Annotated in this window: 19 protein-coding genes; 16 read left to right on the top strand and 3 right to left on the bottom strand. The window is 59.3% G+C overall.

All coding sequences use genetic code 11. The features are described 5' to 3' along the window. Positions 1-2: 2 nt before the first annotated feature. The 3 genes from KKY_RS04405 to KKY_RS04395 all read left to right on the top strand — a co-directional run bounded on the left by KKY_RS04405 (position 3) and on the right by KKY_RS04395 (position 2,805). Positions 3-725, top strand: a complete 723-nt coding sequence (locus KKY_RS04405; RefSeq protein ID WP_014130103.1) for a phosphatase PAP2 family protein — start codon at positions 3-5, stop codon at positions 723-725. Between the two features lie 132 nt (positions 726-857). Further along, the gene (locus tag KKY_RS04400) at positions 858-1,427 is read left to right on the top strand and encodes a TRAP transporter small permease subunit (protein WP_014130102.1); all 570 of its coding nucleotides are present in this window, start codon (positions 858-860) and stop codon (positions 1,425-1,427) included. Next, complete coding sequence (locus KKY_RS04395) at positions 1,420-2,805, top strand: TRAP transporter large permease (RefSeq protein ID WP_014130101.1); 1,386 nt, start codon at positions 1,420-1,422, stop codon at positions 2,803-2,805. Before KKY_RS04400 ends, KKY_RS04395 begins: the two co-directional genes overlap by 8 nt. A gap of 144 nt (positions 2,806-2,949) precedes the next feature. On the opposite strand, the gene KKY_RS04390 is transcribed toward KKY_RS04395, so the two are convergent. Beyond that, positions 2,950-4,053 (bottom strand): TRAP transporter substrate-binding protein, encoded by a 1,104-nt coding sequence (locus tag KKY_RS04390; protein ID WP_014130100.1) that lies wholly within the window; start codon positions 4,051-4,053, stop codon positions 2,950-2,952. 267 nt (positions 4,054-4,320) lie between these two features. Between KKY_RS04390 and mctS the strand changes: the two genes are divergently transcribed. The 7 genes from mctS (at position 4,321) to KKY_RS04355 (ending at position 13,579) form a co-directional block, all read left to right on the top strand. Continuing rightward, complete coding sequence (gene mctS / locus KKY_RS04385) at positions 4,321-5,697, top strand: two-component system sensor histidine kinase MctS (protein WP_014130098.1); 1,377 nt, start codon at positions 4,321-4,323, stop codon at positions 5,695-5,697. Then, positions 5,694-6,335, top strand: a complete 642-nt coding sequence (mctR, locus tag KKY_RS04380) for a two-component system response regulator MctR (protein WP_014130097.1) — start codon at positions 5,694-5,696, stop codon at positions 6,333-6,335. Before mctS ends, mctR begins: the two co-directional genes overlap by 4 nt. A 95-nt stretch (positions 6,336-6,430) precedes the next feature. Beyond that, positions 6,431-7,555, top strand: coding sequence for a microcin C ABC transporter permease YejB (locus tag KKY_RS04375; RefSeq protein WP_014130096.1), 1,125 nt, complete (start codon positions 6,431-6,433; stop codon positions 7,553-7,555). Between the two features lie 4 nt (positions 7,556-7,559). Continuing rightward, positions 7,560-8,654, top strand: coding sequence for an ABC transporter permease (locus KKY_RS04370; RefSeq protein WP_014130095.1), 1,095 nt, complete (start codon positions 7,560-7,562; stop codon positions 8,652-8,654). A gap of 4 nt (positions 8,655-8,658) precedes the next feature. Next, a complete protein-coding gene (locus tag KKY_RS04365) occupies positions 8,659-10,266 on the top strand; it encodes an ABC transporter ATP-binding protein (protein WP_014130094.1) in 1,608 nt (535 codons plus the stop codon). A gap of 142 nt (positions 10,267-10,408) precedes the next feature. Next, positions 10,409-12,262 (top strand): extracellular solute-binding protein, encoded by a 1,854-nt coding sequence (locus KKY_RS04360; protein WP_014130093.1) that lies wholly within the window; start codon positions 10,409-10,411, stop codon positions 12,260-12,262. 57 nt (positions 12,263-12,319) lie between these two features. Continuing rightward, on the top strand, positions 12,320-13,579 hold the full coding sequence (locus tag KKY_RS04355) for an NAD(P)/FAD-dependent oxidoreductase (protein ID WP_014130092.1): 1,260 nt from the start codon (positions 12,320-12,322) through the stop codon (positions 13,577-13,579). Between the two features lies 1 nt (position 13,580). On the opposite strand, the gene KKY_RS04350 is transcribed toward KKY_RS04355, so the two are convergent. Beyond that, positions 13,581-15,689 carry a putative bifunctional diguanylate cyclase/phosphodiesterase gene (locus KKY_RS04350; protein WP_158308050.1) on the bottom strand — a complete coding sequence of 703 codons (2,109 nt, stop codon included), beginning with the start codon at positions 15,687-15,689 and terminating at the stop codon, positions 13,581-13,583. A gap of 223 nt (positions 15,690-15,912) precedes the next feature. On the opposite strand from KKY_RS04350, the gene KKY_RS20645 reads away from it, so the two are divergent. The 6 genes from KKY_RS20645 to KKY_RS04320 all read left to right on the top strand — a co-directional run bounded on the left by KKY_RS20645 (position 15,913) and on the right by KKY_RS04320 (position 23,496). Beyond that, positions 15,913-16,059 (top strand): hypothetical protein, encoded by a 147-nt coding sequence (locus tag KKY_RS20645; RefSeq protein ID WP_014130090.1) that lies wholly within the window; start codon positions 15,913-15,915, stop codon positions 16,057-16,059. Positions 16,060-16,154: 95 nt separating this feature from the next. Next, entirely contained in the window at positions 16,155-17,312 is a 1,158-nt protein-coding gene (locus tag KKY_RS04340) for an alpha-hydroxy acid oxidase (protein ID WP_014130089.1), read from the top strand. Beyond that, positions 17,312-18,172: a carboxylating nicotinate-nucleotide diphosphorylase gene (gene nadC / locus KKY_RS04335; protein WP_041529088.1), complete on the top strand. Its 861-nt coding sequence runs from the start codon at positions 17,312-17,314 to the stop codon at positions 18,170-18,172. The genes KKY_RS04340 and nadC overlap by 1 nt, the downstream gene beginning before the upstream one ends. Before the next feature lie 141 nt (positions 18,173-18,313). Next, a complete protein-coding gene (locus KKY_RS04330) occupies positions 18,314-18,886 on the top strand; it encodes a PadR family transcriptional regulator (RefSeq protein ID WP_014130087.1) in 573 nt (190 codons plus the stop codon). A 12-nt stretch (positions 18,887-18,898) separates the two neighbouring features. Then, positions 18,899-20,188, top strand: coding sequence for an efflux RND transporter periplasmic adaptor subunit (locus KKY_RS04325; protein WP_014130086.1), 1,290 nt, complete (start codon positions 18,899-18,901; stop codon positions 20,186-20,188). Continuing rightward, positions 20,185-23,496, top strand: coding sequence for an efflux RND transporter permease subunit (locus KKY_RS04320; RefSeq protein WP_014130085.1), 3,312 nt, complete (start codon positions 20,185-20,187; stop codon positions 23,494-23,496). Before KKY_RS04325 ends, KKY_RS04320 begins: the two co-directional genes overlap by 4 nt. A gap of 30 nt (positions 23,497-23,526) precedes the next feature. On the opposite strand, the gene KKY_RS04315 is transcribed toward KKY_RS04320, so the two are convergent. After that, positions 23,527-25,419: an ABCB family ABC transporter ATP-binding protein/permease gene (locus KKY_RS04315; RefSeq protein WP_014130084.1), complete on the bottom strand. Its 1,893-nt coding sequence runs from the start codon at positions 25,417-25,419 to the stop codon at positions 23,527-23,529. Positions 25,420-25,433: the final 14 nt, after the last annotated feature.

Genomic DNA, 25,433 nt, shown 5'->3' with positions numbered 1-25,433 from the left:
CCATGTTGCCGGAACTTTTCAAGCGAACCTTCTCTTCGAGCCGGTTTCGGCGCCTGCGCGATTTCGTATTGGCCGAACAGGCGGTGTTGTTGGCCATAGGCATTTCCGCCGCACTGGTGTTTGCGTTTCTCGAAATCGCCGATGAAGTAAGCGAGGGGGAAACCCACGAGATCGACATCGCCATTCTCGAGATGTTCAGGGTGCCGGGTGACCCCGACCAGATGCTGGGGTCTTTCTGGTTTCAGGAGGCGGTACGCGATATCACCGCACTTGGAAGCTTTTCGGTTCTGACGCTCGTGGTTTCCAGCGTTGTGATCTACTTGCTCCTTACGCGCCGCGTGGCGGCGGCGTCCTTCGTCGCCGGGGCCGTTATCAGCGGAGCGCTGCTTTCCGACCTGCTCAAGGAATTTTTCGATCGACCGCGGCCGGAATTCTCGGCCGTAGCCGGAGAATTGTCAGCGAGCTTTCCCAGCGGGCATTCCATGATTTCCGCCGTAACCTATCTCACGCTCGGCGCATTGCTGGCACGGCTCTCGGAGCGACGGCGGGAAAAGGTGTTCTTTTACGGCGTAGCCATCGTCCTCACGGCGCTTGTCGGCAGCTCCCGTGTCCTGCTGGGCGTTCACTACCCAAGCGACGTCATTGGGGGCTGGGCCCTGGGAGCCGCATGGGCGTTCGCAGCCACCGCGCTCGCCACAATGCTTCGGCGACGGGGCATGGTCTGACATTGCTACCCAGTTTTACGGGCAAATGTACCGTTTTGACGAATCCGGTTCGGTGATTGCTTGCAGTTTTCCTGCGCGCCAACTAGCGGTACTATCGATAAAAACAAAACCCTTCCAAGGGAGGAGGAGCGGATGCGCGCGCTCGCCTTAGCTGTTCAGGCCATAGGTGGCCTGAACCGGCTTGTCGGTAATATCGTTTCGTGGCTGGCGGTTGGTGTCGTTGCCGTCTGTTTCGCCGTGGTTGTCCAGCGATATGTCTTCAATACAACCTTTCTGTGGATGCAGGACCTTTATATCTGGCTGAGCGGCGCCATGTTTACGGCAATTGCCGGGTTCGCGCTGTTCCGCGACGATCATGTACGGGTGGACATTTTCTACCGTCCCGCCTCGACAAAGCGAAAAGCCGTTTTCGATATCATCGGCGTGGTCGTTTTCCTGTTTCCGTTCATGTACGTGGTTTGGAACTGGGGGCTGGTTTACGTTCGCCGGTCCTGGAGCTTTTTCGAAGCGTCCCAGAACATCGGGGGCATGCCGGGATTGTTTGTCCTCAAGACATTTATCCTTGTGTTTGCGACTCTCGTCGCCCTTCAGGGCGTGGCGATGATCGCGCGGGCCATTCTGGTTCTGGCCGACAAGGAAGATCTTCTCCCTCCACTGTATCGCTACAAGGTCGAGACCGACGAGGAGACGCCCGTTGTCTAGTGTTCTGATTGGCGAGATTCTCTCAGGCCTCCTGTTTTTCGGCGTCATCGGTTTCTTGCTGCTGGGTTTTCCCGTGGCGTTCACCCTTGCAGGCACGTCGCTGATCTTTGGTGCGATAGGGTATTTCTTCGGGGTGTTCGATTTTTCGAACATGGGCAACCTCATGGGCCGCTATATCGGCTACATGACCAATGAAGTGCTAGTGGCGGTGCCCCTGTTCATCTTCATGGGCGTGATGCTGGAAAAATCCAAGATCGCCGAACAGTTGCTGCTGACCATGGGCAAGCTGTTCGGGCGCCTTCGCGGCGGGCTCGGCATCTCGGTGATTGTCGTGGGCGCGCTGCTCGCGGCCTCGACGGGTGTCGTCGGCGCCACGGTTGTCACAATGGGGCTGATCTCCCTGCCGGCCATGCTGCGGGCAAAATACGATCCCAAGCTCGCTTCGGGCGTGATCTGCGCGTCGGGAACGCTGGGACAGATCATCCCGCCCTCGACCGTACTGATCTTCATGGGCGACATGCTCTCTTCGATCAATGCGCAAGTGCAGATGGCGCAGGGCAATTTCGCGCCCGTGCCGGTGACCGTGGGCGATCTGTTCGCCGGTGCCTTCATCCCCGGTCTCCTACTGGTCGGGCTTTATATCGGCTGGATGATTTTCAAGGCGATCAACGATCCGGAAAGTTGCCCGGCAACGCCCATGACCGAGGAAGACCGCAAGGGCATCGTCAAGGACGTCGTTGTCGCGCTCATCCCCCCGCTGGTTCTCATATTCATGGTTCTGGGATCGATCCTCACCGGCATCGCCACGCCAACCGAAGCCGGCTCGGTGGGTGCTGTCGGCGCCACGATCCTGGCGGCACTGCGCTGGCGGTTGTCATTCAGGGTGTTCCGCGAAGCGGCAATGGCTACCGCGACGATCACCTCGATGATTTTCATCATCCTGTTCGGCGCGTCGGTGTTCTCGATCGTCTTCCGCGTGATGGGCGGCGACAATCTGGTTCATGAGTTCCTGGCCAATCTGCCGGGCGGCGCCATCGGGGCGATGATTGTCGTGATGCTTATCATGTTCGTGCTCGGGTTCATTCTCGACACGTTCGAGATCATCTTCATCATCATCCCGATCACGGCGCCGATCCTGCTGGCGCTGGGCATAGATCCGATCTGGCTCGGCGTGATGGTGGGCGTGAACCTGCAGACCAGCTTCATGACACCACCCTTCGGCTTCTCGCTCTTCTATCTGCGAGGAGTGGCGCCAAGCCGGGTCACGACCGGCATGATCTACCGCGGCGCGCTCCCCTTCGTGGGGCTGCAAATTCTGGCGATAACGCTGCTGTTCCTGTTCCCACAGCTCATTACCTGGCTGCCATCGGTCAACTGATCGGACCAAACCAACCAATCGCGGGGCCCACCGATATGCTCGGTGGGCCCCTTTGATTTTGGCAGTGCCCCCGTTTCCGGTACGAGCAAACAAAAAGGGCCCGAACCGAAGTTCGGGCCCTCGTTCCTGAAATTATCGCCAGGGTCAGTCGAGCGTAAAGTACTGCTCGCGGGCCCGAAGGAACAGCGAGTCGGTGCCATCGGTCTTCTGACGGACGATGTTGAACGCTTCAACATAGCTTTCCGCGACGCGCTTGGTGAGTTCGTCACCGTTGTCACGGATGTCGGTCAGGATTTCCTTGGCGGCAACGGCACCGGCTTCCATGATCTCGTCGGGGAACTGGCGAACGGTCACACCGTGATCGTTGACCAGGGTCTGGAGCGCGCGCGGGTCGTTTGCCGCGAAGTCGGATGCGACTTCGTCATATTCGGCCTGGCAGACGAACTTCACGAGTTCCTGCAGATCCTGCGGCAGTTCCTGGTATTTGGCCTTGTCGACCACAAGCTCGGTCGCCAGACCCGGCTCGATGAAGCTCGGGAAATAGTAGTTCTTGGCGATCTGGTAGAAGCCCAGCGCAAGATCGTTGTAGGGGCCGACGAATTCGGCGGCGTCGAGGGTGCCGTTCTGGAGCGCGGCGAAAATGTCGCCGGCGGCCAGATTGGTCACCGAAGCGCCGAGCTTTTCCCAAACCTGGCCGCCAAGGCCCGGAGTGCGGAAACGCAGGCCCTGAATATCAGAGACGCCAGTCAGCTCGTTGCGGAACCAGCCACCGGCCTGCGTGCCGGTATCGCCCGAAAGGAAGCCCTGAACACCGAACTGGTCGTAGATCTCGTCCCAGAGTTCCTGACCACCCATGTGGCGCACCCAGGCAGCAAGTTCACGGTTGGTCATGCCGTAGGGAACTCCGGTATAGAACGAGAGGCCCATCGACTTGTTCTGCCAGTAGTAAGCAGCGCCGTGACTCATTTCGGCCGAGCCGTCGATGACGGCGTCGAGGGCCTGAAGGCCCGGCACCATTTCACCGGCGGCATAGACCTGGATCGACAGACGGCCACCTGAAGCGGCGGTGATACGGTCGGCAAGGCGCTGAGCGCCGACACCAAGACCGGGGAAGTTCTGCGGCCATGTGGTGACCATGCGCCAGGTGATGTTGCCCTGGGCAATGGCCGGGGTGGCAAGCGTAGTGGCTGCCGCTGCAACGCCTGCGGTCGCCGCGCCGGCCTTCCTGAAGAAGTCGCGTCTTTTCATAATGTCCTCCCTATGGTGCTTTTGCACCTGCTAGAAACGGTTCAAGGCCGCGCTTCGAGAGCCGCCACCGTTTTCGAGCGCATCTTCGAAGCGCAGGGAAAAAAGACTGTATTTGCCTGCCTCCGTCGAGGGCCCGGTTCCGCAGGTTACCTGCTTTATCTCCAAAGGCTACCCAGTATTACGCAGTAAGTGATAATGAACGCCCGTACAATTCGCTACAATCGCCCGTGACCGGGCAAGGAACCGGTCGGAGGAGAGGTCCAGGCCATGCAGTTTCGGCACCAGATTCTGGCGCTTGCCATTGTTCCGCTGATCCTTGCCATCGTTGCCATCACATGGCTGGTGACATGGCAATCGGCCAGCCTGGCGCGTGCAAGCATCGATACGTTCGAGCGCAATATGGTTCAGGCCAAGCAGGGCGAACTGCTCAACCTTACCAACATGGCGCTATCGGCCATCGATGGCATCTATCGAGACGCGTCCGCTGACGATGAGGTGGCCAAGCAACAGGTCAAAGCCATCCTCAACGCGCTCGATTATGGCGAGGACGGATATTTTTTCGTCTATGACTATGACGGCGTTAATATAGTTCACCCCAGACAAACCTACCGGCCCGGCCAGAATTGGCTCAACCTCACCGATCCCAACGGCGACCGGGTGATCTACAACCTTATTGAAAAGGCAAAGGAAGGCGGCGGGCTCCACGCTTATCTTTGGGAAAAGCCCTCAGCCGGGACTATTGCCGAGAAGGTCTCATTTGCCGTCGGTCTGGACAAATGGGAGTGGATGCTGGGGACGGGGGTCTATCTTGACGATGTGTTCGCTCAAACTGCGGCGGCGCATGAGGATCTTCGCAACACCATCAACTCGACCTTCTTTACGATCGTTCTCATTGCCGTACCCGCGGTGCTGCTGGTTTTCGGAAGCTGGATGCTGCTCAATCTGCATGAACGCCGGTTGGCGGACAGCAAGCTCAAGGAACTGACCCAACGCGTTATCGACACGCAGGAAGAAGAACGCACCCGCATCGCGCGCGAACTCCATGATGGCATCTCCCAGATTCTGATCGGGGTGCGCTATGCCATCGACCTGGCAAGGCGAAAGGTCGAGAACGGCACGGAGGGGGCACCAGAGGCCATTGGCAAGGGTGCTGATGCACTGAACGGCGCCATCAAGGAAGTGCGTCGCCTCAGCCATGATTTGCGCCCCGGTGCACTCGACGATCTTGGGCTTTCGGCGGCGCTCGAGGCCCTGACCCACAATTTTGCCGAGCGGACGGGGATAATGGTTACGCTTGAGGCCGTGGCCTTCAAGAACATGCTGCTGCCCGAAGCCCGCACCGCACTGTATCGGGTGGCCCAGGAAGCGCTCAACAATATCGAGCGTCATGCCAATGCCAGCGCGGTTACCCTCGCACTCTCGAGCCCTCATGGCCGCGTCCAGATGGTCATCGCCGACAACGGCAAGGGCTTTGCGCGGGATACCGGCACAAAGCGCGGGCTTGGCTTGCGCAACATGGCCGAACGCATGGCCCATTTCGGGGGAACCATGATGGTCGAACCATCGCCCAACGGCACGACGTTGCGGGCCGTGCTTCCAAAGTCGGTATTTATCCGTCAGTCAGAACTTGCCGAGGTCGCATGAGCGCTCCCAATCCCATCAAGGTCCTGCTTGTCGACAACCACCCTCTTGTGCTCGATGGGCTCAAGGCCATCCTGGAAACCTATGATCACATCAACGTGGTCGGCGCGGCTGCCGGTGCGCGTACGGCGCTGGATATTGCGCGAAATGCCGCGCCCGACGTGGTGCTGATGGACATAAACATGCCCGAGCTCAACGGGCTAGACGCCATCGAGCTTTTCAAGGAGCAGTCGCCGGCAACCAAACTGCTCATGCTCTCGATGCATGACAGCCGCGAATACATTTCGACCTCGGTGATGTATGGCGCCTCTGGCTATATCCTCAAAGATGTCTCCACGGAGGAGATCATCGAGGCCATAGAGACCGTTGCTGCGGGTGGACGTTTCTTTTCCACAGGCGTTTCCGACGTCCTGCTCGAGCGTGGGGACAAAGCCCAGAAGACAAAGGCACTTACAACACGCGAACAGGCAATCCTTCTGCTGATCGCGGCAGGGAAATCGAACAAGGACGTTGCCGGCACTCTCGACATCTCTGCCCGGACCGTCGAGACTCACCGCAAGAACATCAAGAAAAAACTCGGCATTGCGACCACGGCGGGCCTCACGCGGTACGCCATCGAAAACGGACTGATCGGAGGGTAGCCGCGAAGTCGTGACCGGGTGCCGACCATAAAGCGCTTGGCCATCGGTGACAAAACCGACATGGTTGGGCCCGTGACTCGCTGACCTGGACTGCCATGGCCGCCTACATCCTGCGACGCCTGCTTTTGATGATCCCGACGGTATTCGGGATCATGGTGGTGTCGTTTCTCGTCATCCAGTTTGCGCCGGGCGGGCCCGTGGAACAGGCGATTGCCCAGTATTCCGGGACCGACGTCTCCGCGTTGTCGCGCATCACGGGAACAGCTCAAGGCGATTTTTCCGGCCAGAGCGGTAGCGACAACAACGCAGGCAGCAGTTCGGACAGCGAGCCGCAAGGCGTCTATCGCGGCGCGCGCGGTCTGCCTCCCGCCTTTGTCGCGCAATTGGAGGCCCAGTACGGTTTCGACAAGCCGCCCGTGGAGCGGTTCTTTTCGATGCTCTGGGACTTTCTGCGTTTCGACTTCGGGGAATCCTACTACCGCGACATCTCCGTCATCGACCTCGTGATCGAGAAAATGCCTGTGTCGATATCGCTCGGATTCTGGATGATGCTGATTTCTTACGGCATTTCCATACCATTGGGCATCGCCAAGGCAGTGCGGGACGGTTCGCGTTTCGATGTCTGGACCTCGGGGGTGGTCATCATCGGCTACGCGATCCCCGGATTCCTGTTCGCCATCCTGCTGATCGTGCTGTTCGCCGGGGGCAGCTTCTGGTCGATCTTTCCGCTGCGTGGGCTAACCTCGTCGGGCTTTGCGACCATGCCATGGTATCAGCAGATTCTCGACTATGCCTGGCACCTGGTGCTGCCGATCGCCGCGATGGCCGTGGGAGCTTTTGCGACCTCCACGCTGCTGGTCAAAAATTCGTTTCTCGACGAAATCCGCAAACACTATGTCGTCACCGCGCGCGCCAAGGGCCTGACCGAGAACCGGGTTCTTTACGGCCATGTGTTCCGCAACGCCATGCTGATCGTGATCGCCGGCTTTCCAGGAGCATTCGTTGGCGCGTTCTTTGGCGGGTCGCTCCTGATCGAAACGATCTTTTCGCTCGACGGCCTGGGATTGCTCGGTTTTCAATCGGTCCTGACCCGCGATTACCCGGTGATTTTTGCCACGCTCTACATCTTTTCGCTCGTGGGACTCGTTTTAGGGCTGATCTCCGATCTCACCTATATGTGGATCGACCCGCGCATCGATTTCGAGTCGCGGGAGGTCTGAAAGCTTGGCCATATCGTCGATAAACCGGCGCAGGCTCGCCAATTTCCGCCGCAACAGGCGCGGACATATTTCGTTCTGGATTTTCGTGATTCTCGTGGTCGTCACCCTGTTCGCCGAAGCCATCAGCAACGACAAGCCATTGCTCGTCTCCTACCAGGGCGAGTTGCTGTTTCCGGTGGTGATCGACTATCCGGAAACCAAGTTCGGGGGATTTCTCGCGGTTACACAATATCGATCTTCGGTGATCCAGAACGAAATCGAGGAGAACGGCTGGGCGATATGGCCGCTGTTTCGCTTTTCCCACCGCACGGTCGATACAGCCCTGCCCCGACCGGCGCCGACACCACCGAGCTGGCTGATGAGCCAGGAGGAAAACTGTTCGCGCTACCGCCAGGGTGCAAGCGATCCAGGGTGTGTGTTTGGCAACATGCATGTGCTGGGCACCGACGACCAGGGACGGGACGTTCTGGCCCGACTGATCTACGGGTTCCGGATCTCGGTGCTGTTCGGGTTGACGCTGACCATTCTGTCGTCCGTGGTCGGCATCGTGGCCGGAGCGGCACAGGGCTATTTCGGAGGCTGGACCGATTTGCTTTTCCAGCGCTTCATCGAGGTCTGGACCTCGATCCCCTCGCTCTATCTCCTGCTCATCATTTCCAGCGTCATTGCCCCGAGTTTCTGGGTGCTGCTCATTATACTGCTTCTGTTTTCATGGGTGGCCCTGGTTGGGGTTGTGCGAGCGGAGTTCCTGCGCGGACGAAATTTCGAATATGTCAATGCGGCGCGGGCGCTGGGGGTGGGCAATTGGACGATCATGTTCCGCCATCTGATGCCCAACGCCATGGTGGCAACCATCACATTCGTGCCCTTCATTCTGGGCGGATCGATCACCACGCTGACGGCGCTGGATTTTCTTGGCTTCGGGTTGCCTCCGGGATCGCCATCGCTGGGCGAGCTTCTAGCACAAGGCAAGAACAATCTACAGGCACCATGGCTGGGCCTGACCGGGTTTGCGGTCATCTCCATCATGCTCAGCCTTCTGGTCTTTGCGGGCGAGGCCGTGCGCGACGCCTTCGATCCGCGCAAGACATTCGGGTGATGGCATGACCGATCCGCTGCTGAGTATCCGCAATCTCGATGTTTCCTTCCAGCTTGGCGAAAGGCGGGTCGACGCCGTTCGGGACGTGAGCCTGGATATCGCACCGGGCGAAACCCTGGCGCTGGTCGGCGAGTCCGGGTCGGGAAAATCGGTAACCGCCCTTTCGGTACTCAGGCTCCTGCCCTACCCTTCCGCCTCGCACCCCAGGGGTCAGATCTTCTTCAAGGGCGCAGATCTTCTGGCGGCGGACGACAAAACGCTTCGTGCGGTGCGCGGCAATGACATTTCGATGATCTATCAGGAGCCGATGACATCCCTCAATCCGCTCCACACCGTCGAAAGGCAGGTCAGCGAAGTGCTGTCCGTTCATCGAGGGCTGGGCCGGAATGCAGCGCGCAAGCGGGTTCTGGAATTGCTCGATGCGGTGGGCATTCCCGATCCCCAAACGCGCCTTGCCTCCTTTCCGCATCAGCTATCGGGCGGACAGCGTCAAAGAGTGATGATAGCCATGGCGCTGGCTTGTGAACCGGATTTGCTGATCGCCGACGAGCCGACAACGGCGCTGGACGTAACGGTTCAGGCGCAAATTCTCGATCTGCTGAAATCGGTGCAACAGCGGATGGGCATGGCCATGCTGTTCATCACCCATGACCTCGGCATCGTGCGCCGGATGGCCGACAAGGTCTGCGTCATGCAAGGCGGGGAGATCGTCGAGCGGGCAGAGACCGAGTCGTTATTCAGCACCCCCCGCCACGCCTATACCAAGCACCTGCTTTCCTCCGAGTTAACCGAAATGGAGCCAGTGGAGGCCATGACTGGTGGGCCGATCATGGCGGTAAATAACCTCAAGGTCTGGTTTCCCATAAAGCGGGGCGTGTTCAGGCGCACCGTGGATCATATCAAGGCCGTCGACGGCGTCGATCTGGTTGTCAGGCGCGGCGAAACGCTGGGCGTTGTGGGGGAGTCGGGATCGGGAAAGACTACGCTGGGCCTAGCCATGCTGCGCTTGATCTCCTCGCAGGGACGGATCGTCTTTCTGGGCGAAAACATCGAGGACAAAAAGTCGCGAGCAATGCGGCGCTATCGGGCGGACATGCAGGTGGTTTTCCAGGACCCATTCGGTTCGCTTTCTCCGCGGATGAGTGTCGGCGAAATCGTGGCCGAGGGTTTGGCTGTGCATTTTCCCAGTATCAAGGCGGTTGAGCGCGTCGAACGAGTCAAGTTCGTGCTCGGGGAAGTCGGGCTCGATCCGGAAATAGTCCACCGCTATCCCCATGAACTCTCTGGCGGGCAGCGCCAGCGGATCGCCATTGCCCGCGCGCTGATCCTTGAGCCCAGGTTCATAATTCTGGACGAGCCCACCTCGGCGCTCGACATGAGCGTTCAGGCACAGATCGTTAAACTCCTGCGTGACCTGCAGGCCCGTCACGGTCTGACCTATGTCTTCATCTCCCACAATCTGCGCGTCGTGCGGGCTATCGCCAGCGAAATCATTGTCATGCAAAATGGGAGGATCGTGGAACAGGCCCGAACTGAGGCATTGTTTGCGGCACCCGAGCACCCCTACACACGCACGCTGCTGGCGGCGGCGCTCGACGTGGCCGTTCGGTGAGATATTATTGCGTCCGCCGCACGCCCGGCGCATCAAACTTGCGACGGACGCCGTCCGCTCGGGCAAAAGTGGTATCCACTTTTGGACGAAGCACACTAAGATCGACAGGAAACCACCTTCGCCTCGAGAGGGGATCAAAGCCATGAAGACCTTTGTTCTTACCGCTGCGCTACTCACCACGTTGTCGCTTGCGACCAATGCGTTCGCGCAGGACGAAGCCAGTTGGGTGCATGCCATTGCCCTGGATGGCACTCCCAAATACGAAGCCGGCTTCGAGATGTTCGACTACGTCAACCCGGACGCGCCTAAGGGAGGCGCGGTGCGACTTCCAGCACTGGGCGGTTTCGATACGTTCAACCCAATCCTGCCGCAGGGCGAGACAGCGACCGGGTTGGGGCTCGTCTATGAAACATTGATGACTGACAGCGCAGACGAGAACTCGGTCTCCTACGGGCTGCTTGCCGAAGCGCTGACATATCCGGAGGACTTTTCATCGGTCACCTTTCGCCTTAATCCCCGCGCCCGCTGGCAGGATGGAGAGCCCGTCACCGCCGAAGACGTACTTTGGAGTTTTGAGCAGGTGACCGAGATTTCTCCCATCTATTCCGAGTACTACGCTTCCGTGGATGACGCCGAAATCACCGGCGAAGGTGAAATCACTTTCTATTTCAGCGAAGTGGGCAATCGCGAATTGCCCTTCATCATGGGCCAGCTTCTGGTCCTGCCGAAACATTGGTGGGAAGGGGAAAATGCCGATGGCGAACCTCGCGACATCGGGGCATCGACGCTGGAGCTGCCGATGGGGTCGGGTCCATATTCCCTTTCCGGTTTCGACGCGGGGCGGACGGTGACCTACACACGGGACCCCAATTATTGGGGTGCGGACGAGCCGGTCAATGTGGGCACTTCCAACTTCGATGAATATACCATCGAATATTTCCGCGACACGACGGTAATGTTCGAAGCGTTCAAGGCCGACGAATTCGATTGGTGGACCGAAAATATCGCTCGGCGCTGGGCAACGGGCTATGATTTTCCTGCCGTCAACGACGGGCGCGTCGTGCTCGAAACATTCGAGAACGGATACAATGCGTCCGGCGTCATGTGGGGCTTCGTGCCCAACCAGCGCAAAGAGAAGTTTCAGGATCCGCGTGTCCGCGAAGCGCTCAACTACGCTCTCGACTTCGAGGAATTGAACCGCACGCTGTTTTACGAGCAGTACCAGCGCATCGATTCCTATTTCTTCGGAACCGAACTGGCCGCCCCCGAGGGTGCCCCCAGCGGCCTCGAACTCGAAATTCTCGAAGAGGTCAGGGATCTCATACCGGCTTCGGTATTCGACGCGCGCTTCACCAATCCCACGGGGGGCAGTGAGGAAGCGCGCCGGGACAATCTCCGCGAGGCCCTGCGGCTGTTCAACGAGGCTGGATACACGCTGGACGGGACCCAACTGGTCGATGCCAATGGCGAACAGTTCGCTTTCGAAATCCTCTCATACGACACCACGATAGAGCCCGTCGCGCTGCACTGGGCTGAAAACCTCAATGCCATCGGCGCCAACGTAACGCTGCGGGTGGTCGACACCCCGCAATATACAAATCTCGTGCGCTCGTTTGATTATGACGTGATCTACACCCGCTGGGGGCAATCGCTTTCTCCCGGCAACGAACAGCGATATTTTTGGGGCTCCTCGTCGGTCGATGAGCAGGGCTCGCAGAATTATGCGGGCATTGCGGACCCCGGTGTCGACGCCCTGATCGAAAAAATCGTTCTGGCACCGGACCGAGAGACCCTCGTCGCCGCAACGCACGCTCTGGACCGGGTCTTGCTGGCGATGAGCAATGTCGTCCCGAGCTATACGATCACCTACGCCCGCACCGCGCGCTGGGACCGATTCAGCCACCCTGAAATCCTGCCCGCGTTCTCAATCGGTTTCCCCGATGTCTGGTGGTGGGACGAAGAGAAGGCCGCGGCAACGGGCGGCAATTCACAATAATCGAAATGACCCGCGGGCGACGCGGGTTATCAACCTCAAGCTCTGGAAAGACTGACCATGGCTCAGGACGTCATCGTCATCGGTGCGGGTATCGTCGGCGTATCGACCGCAATTCATCTGCTTCGACGGGGTCGGAGCGTCTTACTCGTCGACAAGAATGCGCCGGGATTGGAAACCTCCTTCGGCAACGCGGGCATCATCCAGCGCGAGGGCGTACGCCCGCACGCCTTCCCGCGCGATCTGGCGACACTGATGCAGGTCGGGCTGCACCTTTCCACAGCAGCACGCTATGATCCGTTTGCCCTGCCCAGGGTTACCCCTGCACTTGTGCGCTATTGGTGGAAATCATCACCCGGTCATTACAGCCATGTCGTCAGGAGCTACGCGCCGCTGATCGCGCGGTCTATCGAGGAACATTCGGACCTCATCACGGCGTCCGGCGCCGACGACCTGGTCATCAAGAAGGGCTGGTATCTCGCCTTCAGAACCGACGAAAAACTCAAAGGCGAAGCAGCCAAGGCGAAAAAGGACCTGGAACTCTATGGCATAAACCATCGTGTGGTCGACGGCGCCGAGATGGCCCAGATCGAGCCCGATTTCACCGAAAAACTGGCGGGCGCCATCCACTGGACCGACCCCTGGACCATACGCAATCCCGGCGCTCTGGTTGCCAAATATTTCGACCTTTTCAAATCGATGGGCGGCCAATTTCTTGGCGGCGAGGCCACTGGTCTTGAGCAGGCCGGCGAGGATTGGTCCGTTACCGTCGCCGAAGCGCGCCACAGCGCGCGCGAAGTCGTTGTAACGCTCGGCCCCTGGGCGCCCGAAGTGCTCGAACCCCTGGGATATCGCCTGCCGCTTTTCGTCAAGCGCGGTTACCACATGCATTACGGCACGCAGAGCGGGGCCAAGCTCAATAACTGGCTGATCGACGCGGAAGTAGGCTATTGCCTTGCGCCGATGGAAAAGGGCGTGCGCTTGACCACGGGAGCCGAGTTTGCGCTACGCGATGCGGCTCCAACCCCCATTCAGCTTGGTCGCGCCGAAGCCAAGGCGCGAGCGCTTTTCCCACTGGGTGACCGGCTCGACCCGCAGCCGTGGAAAGGCGCCCGTCCCTGTACGCCAGACATGATGCCGATCATCGGACCCGCGCCCAAGCATCGGGGTCTTTGGGTGGGCATCGGCCATGCCCATCACGGCTTTACCCTCGGCCCGGCCACGGGGCATTTGCTGGCACAGGCCATGACGGGAGAGAAGCCGGCAATCGACATCACGCCATTCGCAATGGACCGATTTGCCGGGACATATCCCCGGTAGTTCAGCCGTTGCCGCTCAGTCTGGGCTCAAGTTCTCTTATTGGAGAAAGGCGGGTAATCAGCTCAAGTGCGTCTTTTGCCGGCAAGGGGCGCGAGAACAGGAAGCCCTGAATCTCGTTGCACCCGTGAGCACGGACGGCATCGAGCTGGGCTTCGGTCTCGACGCCCTCGGCGGTCGTGGCCATCCCCAGACTGCGCCCCAGGGCGATGACCGCCTTGATAATTTCGAAATTGGCATCGGTTGACCCCACGTCTTCGATGAACGAGCGGTCGATCTTGATCTTGTCGAAGGGAAAGGCTCTCAGGTAGGAGAGTGAAGAATATCCTGTGCCAAAATCGTCCATCGAAATGCGAATACCCATGGCACGAAGGGCATGCAGGGTTTCCAGGGTCTGGTCGGAATCATTGAGCAGCACGGATTCGGTGATTTCCAGTTCAAGCCGGCTTGGCGGCAGGCCCGCTTCCTCAAGTGCCTGTCGAACACTGTCCATCAGCCTGCGGCTCTTGAACTGCACCGGCGATAGATTGACCGCAACGCGGATATCGGCGGGCCAGTTGGCGGCCGTGAGGCAAGCCTGTCTAAGCACCCATTCGCCCAATTGAACTATAAAGCCGATTTCCTCGGCCACGGGGATGAACTCGACCGGCGAGATGAAGCCCATCTCCGAATGTTCCCAGCGCAAAAGGGCTTCCATGCATGAGATGCGATTGCTTTCCAAATCCATGAGGGGCTGAAAAACGAGCCTGAATTCGTCCCGAGTGAGGCCCAGTTTAAGGCCGCTTTCTATGGCCCGGCGGTGCTGCATTGCCGCGTCCATGCCTTTTTCAAAGAAGCGGTAATTGCCCCGGCCATCGCCCTTGGCGCGATAAAGGGCCAAATCGGCATTCTTCATCAGCGTTTCGCCATCGGCGCCGTCGGTGGGCGCTACAGCAATACCGATGGACGTTCCGATGATGACACGATGGCCCTCGATTTCCATGGGCTGGCTGATCGAAGCGATAAGGCGTTCGGCAAGCGCGGCAGCATCGTTGGGGCTCTTGAGCGGCCCGGCCAGCATGGAAAACTCGTCGCCGCCGAGCCGGGCGGCGCATTCATGTTCGCGCTTCGTGTGATTTATGCGTGCGGCAACTTCCTTGAGAACCGCGTCGCCCACACCGTGCCCAAGCGTATCATTGATAACCTTGAAGTGGTCGAGGTCAAAACACAGCACCGCCATCATCTCACCACGACGTATGCGGGACTCCGCCATGGCCATTTCTTCGGCAAAAAGCGTGCGATTGGGCAGATCGGTCAGGGCGTCATGCCGCGCCAGATGATGGATGCGTGCCTCGGACCGCCTCTGCTCGGTGATGTCCTGGTGGGTTTCAACCCAGCCGCCATCGTCCATGGGCTGATGGACGAGCGAAATAATCTGACCATTTTCGAATTCGCAGATGTCCACGCTGCGCTTGCCGTCCGTAATCGTTTGCACGCGGCGCTGAAGAAAGGCCATCGGCCCGTCCTTGGGGCGCATTCCGTTTTCGAAACGATAGTCGAGAATGTCGGTCAGCAGGGTTCCGGGCTGCTGAAGGCTCTGTGGGAGGTCGTAGAGCATCGCGTAATTGGCATTGCAGATCACCAGCTTATGATCGGCATCGATCATGCACAGGCCATGAGCCATATTGTCGACTGCGGTTTCGAAGCGAACGGCCTGCCGGGCCAGATCGGCCTCTCGCTTGGAAAGCGCCGTCAGATGATCGCGCGCATCGGTGATGTCTTCGTGTGTAACCAGCCACCCGGTGCCCGGGCGACCGGTATAGGTGGTTCGGATGGTCCGATCTCTAAGCTGCTGTTCATATTGCGTCGGTGCCTCCCGACGCTTCTGCCGCTCGAAGCGGCCCAGCATCGCATCGTAAAGCTCGTCAACACTGTAGCCGAAATAATTGCCTGCTTCGATTACAGCGCGACAGCAATCGCGCAAACTCATGCCGGCCGCGAGCGCGCCGGGCGCAAGGCCGAATGTCCAGGCATAACGGGAATTGAACAATTCGAGCGTCAGATCCTCGCTCCAGACGCACAGCCCATAGGGCATGGTCTCGAGCGCCGCATCGACCGCATGCGTATTGGTCATCCCCTTGCCATCCGGCATCCGCTATTTCCCCAACCGTCCCCAAACTGGTCGGGCATCATGGGACGCACCCCTGAAACAAGAATGAATCCTATTGGTGGATTTGCGGATTTCACAACAGGCGGTGCCACGCGGTTAATCTCCGGTTACGGAACCGAGCGACCCTCTCGGCGTTTCACACCTGCATTGAATGCCTTATTGCTTAAACAGTTTTTTGGAGACTTTGATGAGCCGCAATACGCTTTATCTGTTGCTTGGCGCCCTGATCGTCGTGGTTATCGGTTTTGCAATTTACGCCTATCAACAGGAATCCCAACCCGACGGCGTCCAGATCGAGCTCAATGAACAGGGGCTTTCGGTAGAGGGCAACTGATCCTCAACGACCCGGTCTTGGGATAATGACACTTTCCCCTCGCCCTGTGTCCCGCTATTGAGTGCAAAGATGCACGAGAACGGGAGGCGGGGCGAATGGGTTTTCCGGCACAGACAATTGACGACCTCAAGGCCCGGGCCAAGCGCCGCGTGCCGCGGATGTTTTTCGATTACGCCGATTCCGGATCGTGGACCGAAAGCACCTACACCGCTAACGAGGCCGATTTTTCCAAGGTGAAATTTCGCCAGCGCGTTGCCGTCGACATGAGCAATCGCTCGCTCGCCTCGACAATGGCCGGACAGAACGTCTCCATGCCCGTTGCGATCGCTCCGACCGGTTTCGGTGGCATGCAGCATCCCGATGGGGAAATGCTTGGCGCCAAAGCGGCGCGCGCCTTCGGCATACCTTTCACGCTCTCGACCATGAGCATATGCTCAATAGAGGACGTATCGGAAGCGACGGGCGGCGCTCCGTTCTGGTTCCAGCTCTATGTGATGCGGGACCGGCAGTTCATGTACAACCTGATCGATCGGGCTAAGGCGGCCAATTGTTCGGCGCTGGTCCTTACACTCGATCTGCAGATTTTGGGGCAACGGCACAAGGACGCCCGCAACGGCCTTTCGGCGCCCCCCAGGATCAATCTCAACACTATCTGGCAATTGGCCTCGCGACCACAATGGTGCCTGTCGATGCTCAGAACACGACGGCACACCTTTCGCAACATCGTCGGTCATGCCGAAAACGTCGGTGACATCTCCTCGTTGTCCTCATGGACGGCCGAACAATTCGATCCCAAGCTCAACTGGTCCGATATCGAGTGGATCAAGGAACGCTGGGGTGGAAAACTGATCCTCAAAGGTATCATGGACGCCGAAGACGCTCGCATGGCGGCAGCTTCGGGTGTGGACGCGATCATCGTATCCAATCATGGCGGACGCCAGCTCGATGGCGCACCCTCCTCAATCGCCGCCCTCCCCGCCATAGTCGAAGCGGTGGGCGACAGGATGGAAGTGCACATGGACGGCGGCATCCGTTCGGGACAGGACGTCATGCGGGCGCTGTGTCTGGGAGCCAAGGGTGTCTATATCGGCAGGCCCTGGCTCTATGGGCTCGGCGCAGGAGGCGAAGCAGGCGTCAAACAGGCGCTCGACATCATTCGCAACGAGCTCGATATCACCATGGCACTGTGCGGCGAGCGCGACATCGCCAATGTGGGCCAGCACAATCTGGTCAATCCGGACGTCTTCTCATGATCGATGCTTATCGGCCCGCCGTCCCTCGCCAAATCATCGAACGTGCCGTTACCGCTGCGCTCGACGAAGATCTCGGGCAGGCTGGCGATATCACCTCCCAAGCAACGATATCGCCCGATGCGCTGGCGGTCGCCCGTGTCAACGCGCGCACCCCCGGGGTGATTTGCGGACTGGATTGCGCCGTTTCAGCTTTTTCGCTGATTGGGCCGGGACTTGAAACCGAATTGCTTGTTGCCGACGGCGCCATTGTCGAGGCTGGAGACGCCATTCTCGAAATACGGGGCAATGCACGAAGCCTGCTGGCTGCGGAGCGTACCGCCCTCAATTTCCTGACCCATTTGAGTGGCATCGCAACCCTGACGCGCAGCTTCGCGATGCAGACAGTGGGTACAGCAGCCCATATCTGCTGTACACGAAAGACCACACCGGGGCTGCGGGCCCTGGAAAAGTATGCAGTTCGGTGCGGCGGTGGCCACAATCACCGCTTCGGGCTGAGCGATGCCATACTCATCAAGGACAACCACATAGCAGTGGCCGGCGGCGTGGCCGACGCCATTGCGGCCGCGAAGGCATTTGCGGGCCACCTCGTGGCAATCGAGGTCGAAGTCGATACGCTCGGTCAACTCGAGGAAGCCCTGTCCGCGGGCGCCAATGCAATCCTCCTCGATAACATGGATGAGGAGACACTGGCCCGAGCCGTTGCGGTCACTGCGGGACGCGCCAAACTCGAAGCATCGGGCAATGTCACTCTCGAGCGTGTGGCACCGATCGCTCGCACTGGTGTCGATTACATTTCGACGAGCCGCATAACCACCGCGGCCACTCCGCTTGATCTTGGGCTCGACATAAGCATCGGTTAACGCCGTTTGCTCATCTCATTGTAGGAACTGTGGGCGTATCGGGAGTAATCCGGATGCGACTCCTGGTCGTATACCTTGGCAAAAGCCGATCCGTAATATATAGCCCCGTCATATTCTGAACCAGCATATGATCAACGGAACATGAACGTTCGAACCCTATGCCTATCGTTCCTCTACACGCAGGAGGCGAGCGGCTATGAAATTCGCAAGCTCTGTACCGAAGGCAGCGGCGCGTATTTCGTCGAAGCCAGCTTCGGCTCGATCTATCCGGCGCTCGCCAAGCTCGAGGACGACGGCTTGGTCACCTCAAGGATCGAGCATCAGGACGGCAAGCCGTCCAAAAAGATCTATTCCATTACTGACGCCGGTCGGGCAGCCTTCTGCGATGCCCTGCACGAACCGCTGGGCGGCGACATCTTTCGCAGCCCCTTTCTGCTCTTTGCGCGTTTTGCACATTTGCTCGACGCGGATCTGGTGAGGTCTCGGATCGAAGACAGACTTGCCGATCTCACGGCCCAGATCAACGAGCTCAAAGAATTGCAGCGGGAAATGGAAACCGGCGAGACTACGAGCCATGCCAATGACGCATGGGTGGTCAGCTACGGGATTACCTGCCTTGAAGTTGCATATGAGCATCTCCATACCCACATGACCAATTTAATTGCCTCTGCGCGACGGGACCAAGCGCGCACCGGGCAGCAAGCAGCAGAGTAGAGGGCGCTGTTTATGCAATTTCTTAAATCTTTCGGTTTGTCGTTTTTCATCCTTGCCGGAGCGGCGATCTGGCTGGGCACCGGAACCCTGGTGATGGGCGGCCAAGGCCCCGGCAATGGCGAGCATTCGATCGTTGGCCTGATCGAGGGCGATGATCATGGCCCCATTTCGACGGCGCTCGCCGATGCGGGCGTCCTGCCGGAGCATTCTTCGGAGGACGTCGAGCTGGCACGCATGACGGTTGCCGAGCGCGTCGCGCAAGCCAATGGATCGGAAGGATCCTCCGTCTCGGTGCGCACGGAGACCTTCGAGCGTCAACAGATGCCGATCGAGGTCACGCTTCGCGGAAAACCACCCGCCGCGGCCAATGTGTCGGCTGTCGCCGAAACCACCGCCGTGGTCGAGACCGTCCATGTGAGCAAGGGCGATCAGGTGGAGGCCGGCGACCTCCTGTGCTCGCTTGCTCCCGGCACGCGCGCGGCAGCCGTTGCCCAGGCCGAGGCCGGGCTTGCCCAGGCTCAGGCCGGGCTTGCCCAGGCTCAGCTCGATCTGGAGACAAACACGTCTCTGCGCGAACGCGGTCTGGCTCCTGCAAATACGGCCAACTCGGTGCAAGTCGCTCTGGCTGGCGCCGAAGCGCAGGTTTCCTCGGCACAGGCCGCCCTGGACAACGCGTTGGCAGAACTCGACCGCACTGAAATCGTGGCCGAGGTCTCGGGTCTGGTTCAGGCCCCTATTGCCACACGTGGGTCGATGCTCTCTCAGGGGGGTGTTTGCGCTACCATCGTTCAGCTCGATCCTATCGTTTTCTCGGGCTCGGTCGCGGAAGCCAATATTACACTGGCCCGAACCGGGCTTCCGGCCACATTGAACACGGTGACCGACCAGGATGCGACCGGTGAGGTGACCTATGTCGCGGCCAGCGCCGACGATGCGACCCGCTCTTTCCCCGTCGAGATCGAATTCGCCAATCCCGACTTTGCGATCCGGGAGGGTGTCACGGCAACCGCAACGGTCAATATGGGTTCGATGCCGGGGCACCTGTTGCCCCAATCGGTTCTGACATTGAACGACGCCGGCGTACTGGGCGTCAGGTCCGTCGAGGACGGAATCGTTGCCTTCCACCCGGTCACCATCGTGTCCGATACAAGGGACGGCGTCTGGGTGACTGGGCTGCCCGCATCAATCGAGATCATTACCATTGGCCAGGAATTCGTAGTCGATGGACAGGCCGTACGAGCCGGGCAGGAAGCTGTCTCGGGCGACGTCACGGAGACTTCTAAAGAAGGCGCACCTGCATGACCCGTTTCATTGAACGCATTCTGCGCATGCCGCGCGTCGTGATGACCATCATGGCGCTGCTCCTGCTCGCGGGCGGGCTCTCTTACTCGGTTTTGCCCAAGGAGAGCTTTCCGGCAATCGACGTCCCGTATCTCTACGTTTCCATAAGCCAGACAGGCGTTTCGCCCCGCGACGCAGAAAACCTGCTGGCCAAGCCCGCAGAAGAAGAGCTGAACGGGCTGGACGGGCTCGTCAACATGACGTCGACTTCGACCACCGGACATGCCTCGGTGGTTCTTGAGTTCGATGCAAATGTCGAGACGGACCAGGCCTTGGCCGACACGCGCGCGCGCGTCGACGCCATCAAGGCAAACCTGCCCGATGACGCGACCGACCCCACCGTCAACGAGATCGACATGGTGGGTTTTCCCATCATATCGGTGGCTGTTTACGGCGATGTTCCGGAACGCGAACTGGTGCGGCGGGCAGAGGAGCTGCAAACCGCACTTGAAGGCATCGGTGCCGTGCGCGAAGTCACGCTTTCGGGCGCGCGGGATGAAGTGGTCGAGGTCACGATCGACCTGATGCGCCTCGAAGCCTACAACCTGACGGCGAACCAGTTGTTCGACGCGCTGGCACGCAACAATCTCGTTGTCCCCGGCGGCACGATCAATACCGGCCAAGGCTCGTTCAGTGTCGAAGTACCGGGCCTCATCACCAGCGCGCAGGATGTGTTCGAACTGCCGATCAAGACCGACGGCAACTCCGTGGTCACCTTCGGCGATATTGCAAACGTTACACGAACGCTCGAGGACGCCACCGAATATACCAACGTCAATGGCTCCCCTGCCCTTATTCTTGGCGTGAGCAAGAAGGCCGGGACCAACATCATCGAGGTGTCCGACACCGTTCGCGCGGTCACCGAAGAGACCGCCGCACAATGGCCGCAGGGCGTTGGTCACAGCTTCTTTCTCGATCAGGCCGAAACCACGATTCAGCTCTTCCGCTCACTCGAAGCGGCCGTGCTGACCGCTGTCGCGCTCGTGCTCATAACGTGCGTTGCCGTGTTGGGGCCGCGCGCTGCATTCATGATCGGGATGTCGATCCCGCTGTCGTTCATGATCGCGTTTCTGTACATGCAGATGACCGGCATGACGATCAACATGATGGTTATGTTCGGGTTGGTGATCGCAGTGGGCGTGCTGGTCGACGACCCGGTCGTGGTTGTCGAGTACGCGGAGCGAAAGCTGCAGGAAGGTGTCTCCAAGAAGGAAGCCTTCATCCAGGCGATGCACAAGATGTTCATTCCGGTCATCGGTGCGACCGCCACGACGCTGGCCGCCTTCGTCCCCCTGCTGTTCTGGCCCGGCATCATCGGCAAGTTCATGACCGACCTGCCAACGATCGTCATCGTGGTCATGTCCGCATCGTTCATTTCGGCGCTGATCTTCATGCCTGTGATCGGCGCAGTCATTGCCTCGACCCACGTCGATCCCGAGCGCAAGGAACAGGCCGATATCGTTATGTATCCCGAAAAGTTCCACCCAAAGAAGGTGAAGGGACTGACCGGTGTTTACGTGCGCATAATGTCGGTGCTTCTGAGGTGGCCCGTTCCGACACTGCTGGTTGGCTTCGGTATCGTCTTCGGAGTGTTTTTCACCTATGCGGCCAACCCGACCGGTGTCGAGGCATTCCCGGCTTCCGAACCGGAATACGCAACCGTCGCCGTGGTTGCGCGGGGCAATTATTCCCCCGAAGAGGTTCGCGACATGCTCGTCGAGGTCGAAGACGAACTGATGCAGGTCCACGGTATCCGGGACATCATCATGCAGTTCGGCACCACGGGCGCCATGGGCACGATGCCTCCCGATACGATCGGCAATTTCCAGCTCCAACTCATCGACTACAACAACCGGGTCAAGGCCGAGGAAATCTTTACCGATATCCGTCAACGCGTTGCCGATATTTCCGGCCTGCAGGTTCAGGTTCTCGCCACCGAGAGCGGTCCGCCTGCCGGCAAGGACATCAACATGCGCGTTGAGAGTACCAACTACGACACCCTGGCGCCCACGGTTGCCCGCATCCGAGAGTATCTCGAGGATGAGTTGCCCAATACCGCAGATATCGAGGACGGCCGTCCCTCGCCCGGTATCGACTGGCAGGTTACCGTTGATCGCCTCGAGGCGGCCAGATACGGCATCGGTGTCCGTGAACTGGCACCCTATGTGCAGTTGGTGACGTCAGGCGTCGATCTCGGCACCTATCGCGATCAACAGACAGGAGACGAACTCGACATCAAGGTTCGCCTTCCACAGGACGAACGCACGCTTGACGCGCTCGATTCCATGCGCATTGCGACCTCCGAAGGCATGGTGCCGGTCTCGAACTTTATCGAGCGGCAGGCCGTGCCCAGGGTTGCAAATATCGAGCGTCGCAATCAGGTCTATGTCATGCCGATTGCGGCCAATCTGGTCAATCTGCCCGAAGGTGTTTACCCGGCCACGCGGGTAGCCGAATTGCAGGCCTGGCTGGATGGGCAGGAATGGCCCGACGGCGTTACCTTTGCTTTCGGTGGCGCCGAAGAGCAGATGGGCGATGCCAACGCATTCATCGGACAGGCGTTCGGTGCGGCTGTGTTTCTGATCTTCCTGATCCTGCTGCTCGAATACAACAGCTTCTACCAGGTGTTCGTGACGCTCTCGACGGTGTTCATGTCCGTTGCAGGTGTTCTGCTCGGCATGTTGGCTACGGGCATGAGCTTTTCGGCCATCATGACGGGGCTGGGGGTGGTGGCGCTCGCCGGTATCGTGGTCAAGAACGGCATCGTTCTGATCGATACCTACAACGAGTACAACCGTCATCAGCAGGTCGAGCCCGTGACCGCAATGTTGCTCACGGCAGCGCAACGCGTGCGCCCGGTTCTGCTCACCGCATTCCTGACCGCTCTCGGCGTTATTCCCATGTGGGCCAATATCGAATTCGACTTCCTTCGGCGCGAGATCGTCGTCGGTGGCATTGCCGGGTCCTGGTTTATTCACCTGTCTGCCGCTCTGGTGAGCGGGCTGTTCTTTTCGACCGCCCTGACCCTCATCATGGTTCCGGTGATGATTACCGCACCAAAGGTCATCAAGAGCCAGGTCGCCAGCGTGTTCAACTGGGTTCGCGGGCGGCGCGCCGAGGAAGCCGCACCCTCCGGCTTTGACGGCATGGCCGTTGAAGTGGCAGGGGACGATACGGCCCGGAAGCATATAGTGACCAAGGATACAGAACTTATAGAGCGCAATGAAAATGGCGTAACGGTTCTTTCCCGCAGACCTGCAGCCGAATAGAAAAAAGGCCCCGTCAATGCGGGGCCTTTTTTATTCTGCCGGTTGTTCGGCGGGCTTGCGTATTACAAACCCTTCAGGGTCTTCCTGGGCCGCTCTGAGGCGCTCGCTTGCCTCGGCGGCCTCGCGTTGGCGGTTCCACATCTGGGCGTAAAGCCCATTGCTGGCCAGAAGGTCGTTGTGCCTTCCCCGCTCGGCGATCACACCGTCGCGGAGCACTATGATCTCATCGGCGTCGACCACGGTTGATAGCCGATGCGCGATGACCAGCGTGGTGCGGCCACGGGCAACCGTATCGAGCGCCGACTGGATTTCACGCTCGGTGTGGGTATCGAGCGCCGATGTCGCCTCGTCGAGGATCAATATGGGTGGTGCCTTGAGAATGGTGCGGGCAATCGCCACGCGCTGTTTTTCTCCGCCCGAAAGCTTGAGCCCGCGCTCCCCGACCTGCGTCTCATAGCCATGGGGCAGGCTTTCAATGAAATCGCCGATCTGCGCCATCCTCGCGGCATCCCTGACCTCGGCATCAGTAGCGTCAGGGCGGCCATAACGGATGTTGTAGGCAATTGTATCGTTAAACAGCACGGTGTCCTGGGGCACCATGCCGATGGCGGCTCGCAGCGAGGCTTGTGTCACATCCCGGACGTCCTTGCCATCGATCGATACCTGGCCGGAAATCACGTCATAGAAGCGGTAGATCAGCCGCGAAATCGTCGACTTTCCCGCGCCCGACGGTCCTACGACAGCTATCGTTTTGCCTGCCGGCACCTCAAAACTCACGCCCCTGAGGATCGGGCGATCCGGATCGTAATGAAAATAGACGTCGTGAAAGGAAAGAACCGGTCCACTGATTCCCAGATGACCTGCGTCCGGCTTGTCTTCGATCTCTGGGTTCTGATCGAGAAGCCGGAACATCGCTTCGATATCGGCCAGCCCCTGTCGTATCTCACGATAGACAAAGCCGATCTGGTTGAGCGGCCTGTAAATCTGCATCATGAAGGTGTTGAGCAGGACAAAGTCGCCAACAGTCAATTCGCCACGCATGACGGCCAGGGCGGACATGACCGAGAGGACAATCATGCCTGACCAGAAAATGACCCCCTGTCCGAAATTGAGCCAGCCCAGCGATGTCCAGATGCGAATGGCCGCCCGTTCATAACCGGACATGGCCTTGTCGAAGCGGTTTGCTTCGAGGTCCTCATTGCCGAAGTATTTTACGGTCTCGAAATTGAGCAGGCTATCGATCGCCTTGGCGTTGGCGTCGGTATCGCTTTCATTCATGTCACGGCGAATGGCGATGCGCCAATTGGAAGCCTGTACAGTGAATATCATATAGAGAACGACGACGGCGGCGAGAACCAGCACATAGGCGATACCAAACAGCCAAGCGAAAATGACACCAACGATCACGAACTCGACGAGGGTCGGCGCTGTGTTGAGCATCGTGAACCGCACGATGGTTTCGATCCCCTTGGTGCCCCGCTCAATGACCCGGCTCAGCCCGCCCGTCTTGCGTTGCAAATGAAAGCGCAGCGACAGGCGATGCACATGCGTGAAGGTGCGATAAGCCAGTTGGCGCACGGCATTCTGCCCCACCGAGGCAAAGAGAATGTCCCGCAATTGCTGAAAGCCGGTATCGACGATCTGGCCGATGCCATAGGCGACAACAAGAACGATGGGCACGGAGAGGCCGAGCAATACCGTAGCATCGGGTCCGGAAGCGCCAAGTGAATCTATGATGCCCTTATAGGCAAACGGCACCAGCGTACTGGCCACCTTTGCCAGCAACAGAGCACCGATTGCGAGCACGGCCCGCATCCGCAGGTCGGGCCGATCGGAGGGCCACATGTAGTCCCAAAGGTTGCGGACCGTGGAAAGCAAAGCGCCTTCGTCGGCGCTGACGGTTGATCGGGGCGCCTTGGCCATCAAAAAACTCCGGT

This window comes from Pelagibacterium halotolerans B2, assembly GCF_000230555.1.
Taxonomy (GTDB): Bacteria; Pseudomonadota; Alphaproteobacteria; order Rhizobiales; family Devosiaceae; genus Pelagibacterium; species Pelagibacterium halotolerans.
Note: the sequence above shows the minus strand (reverse complement) of the source record. Positions and strands in the feature narration are given on the sequence as shown.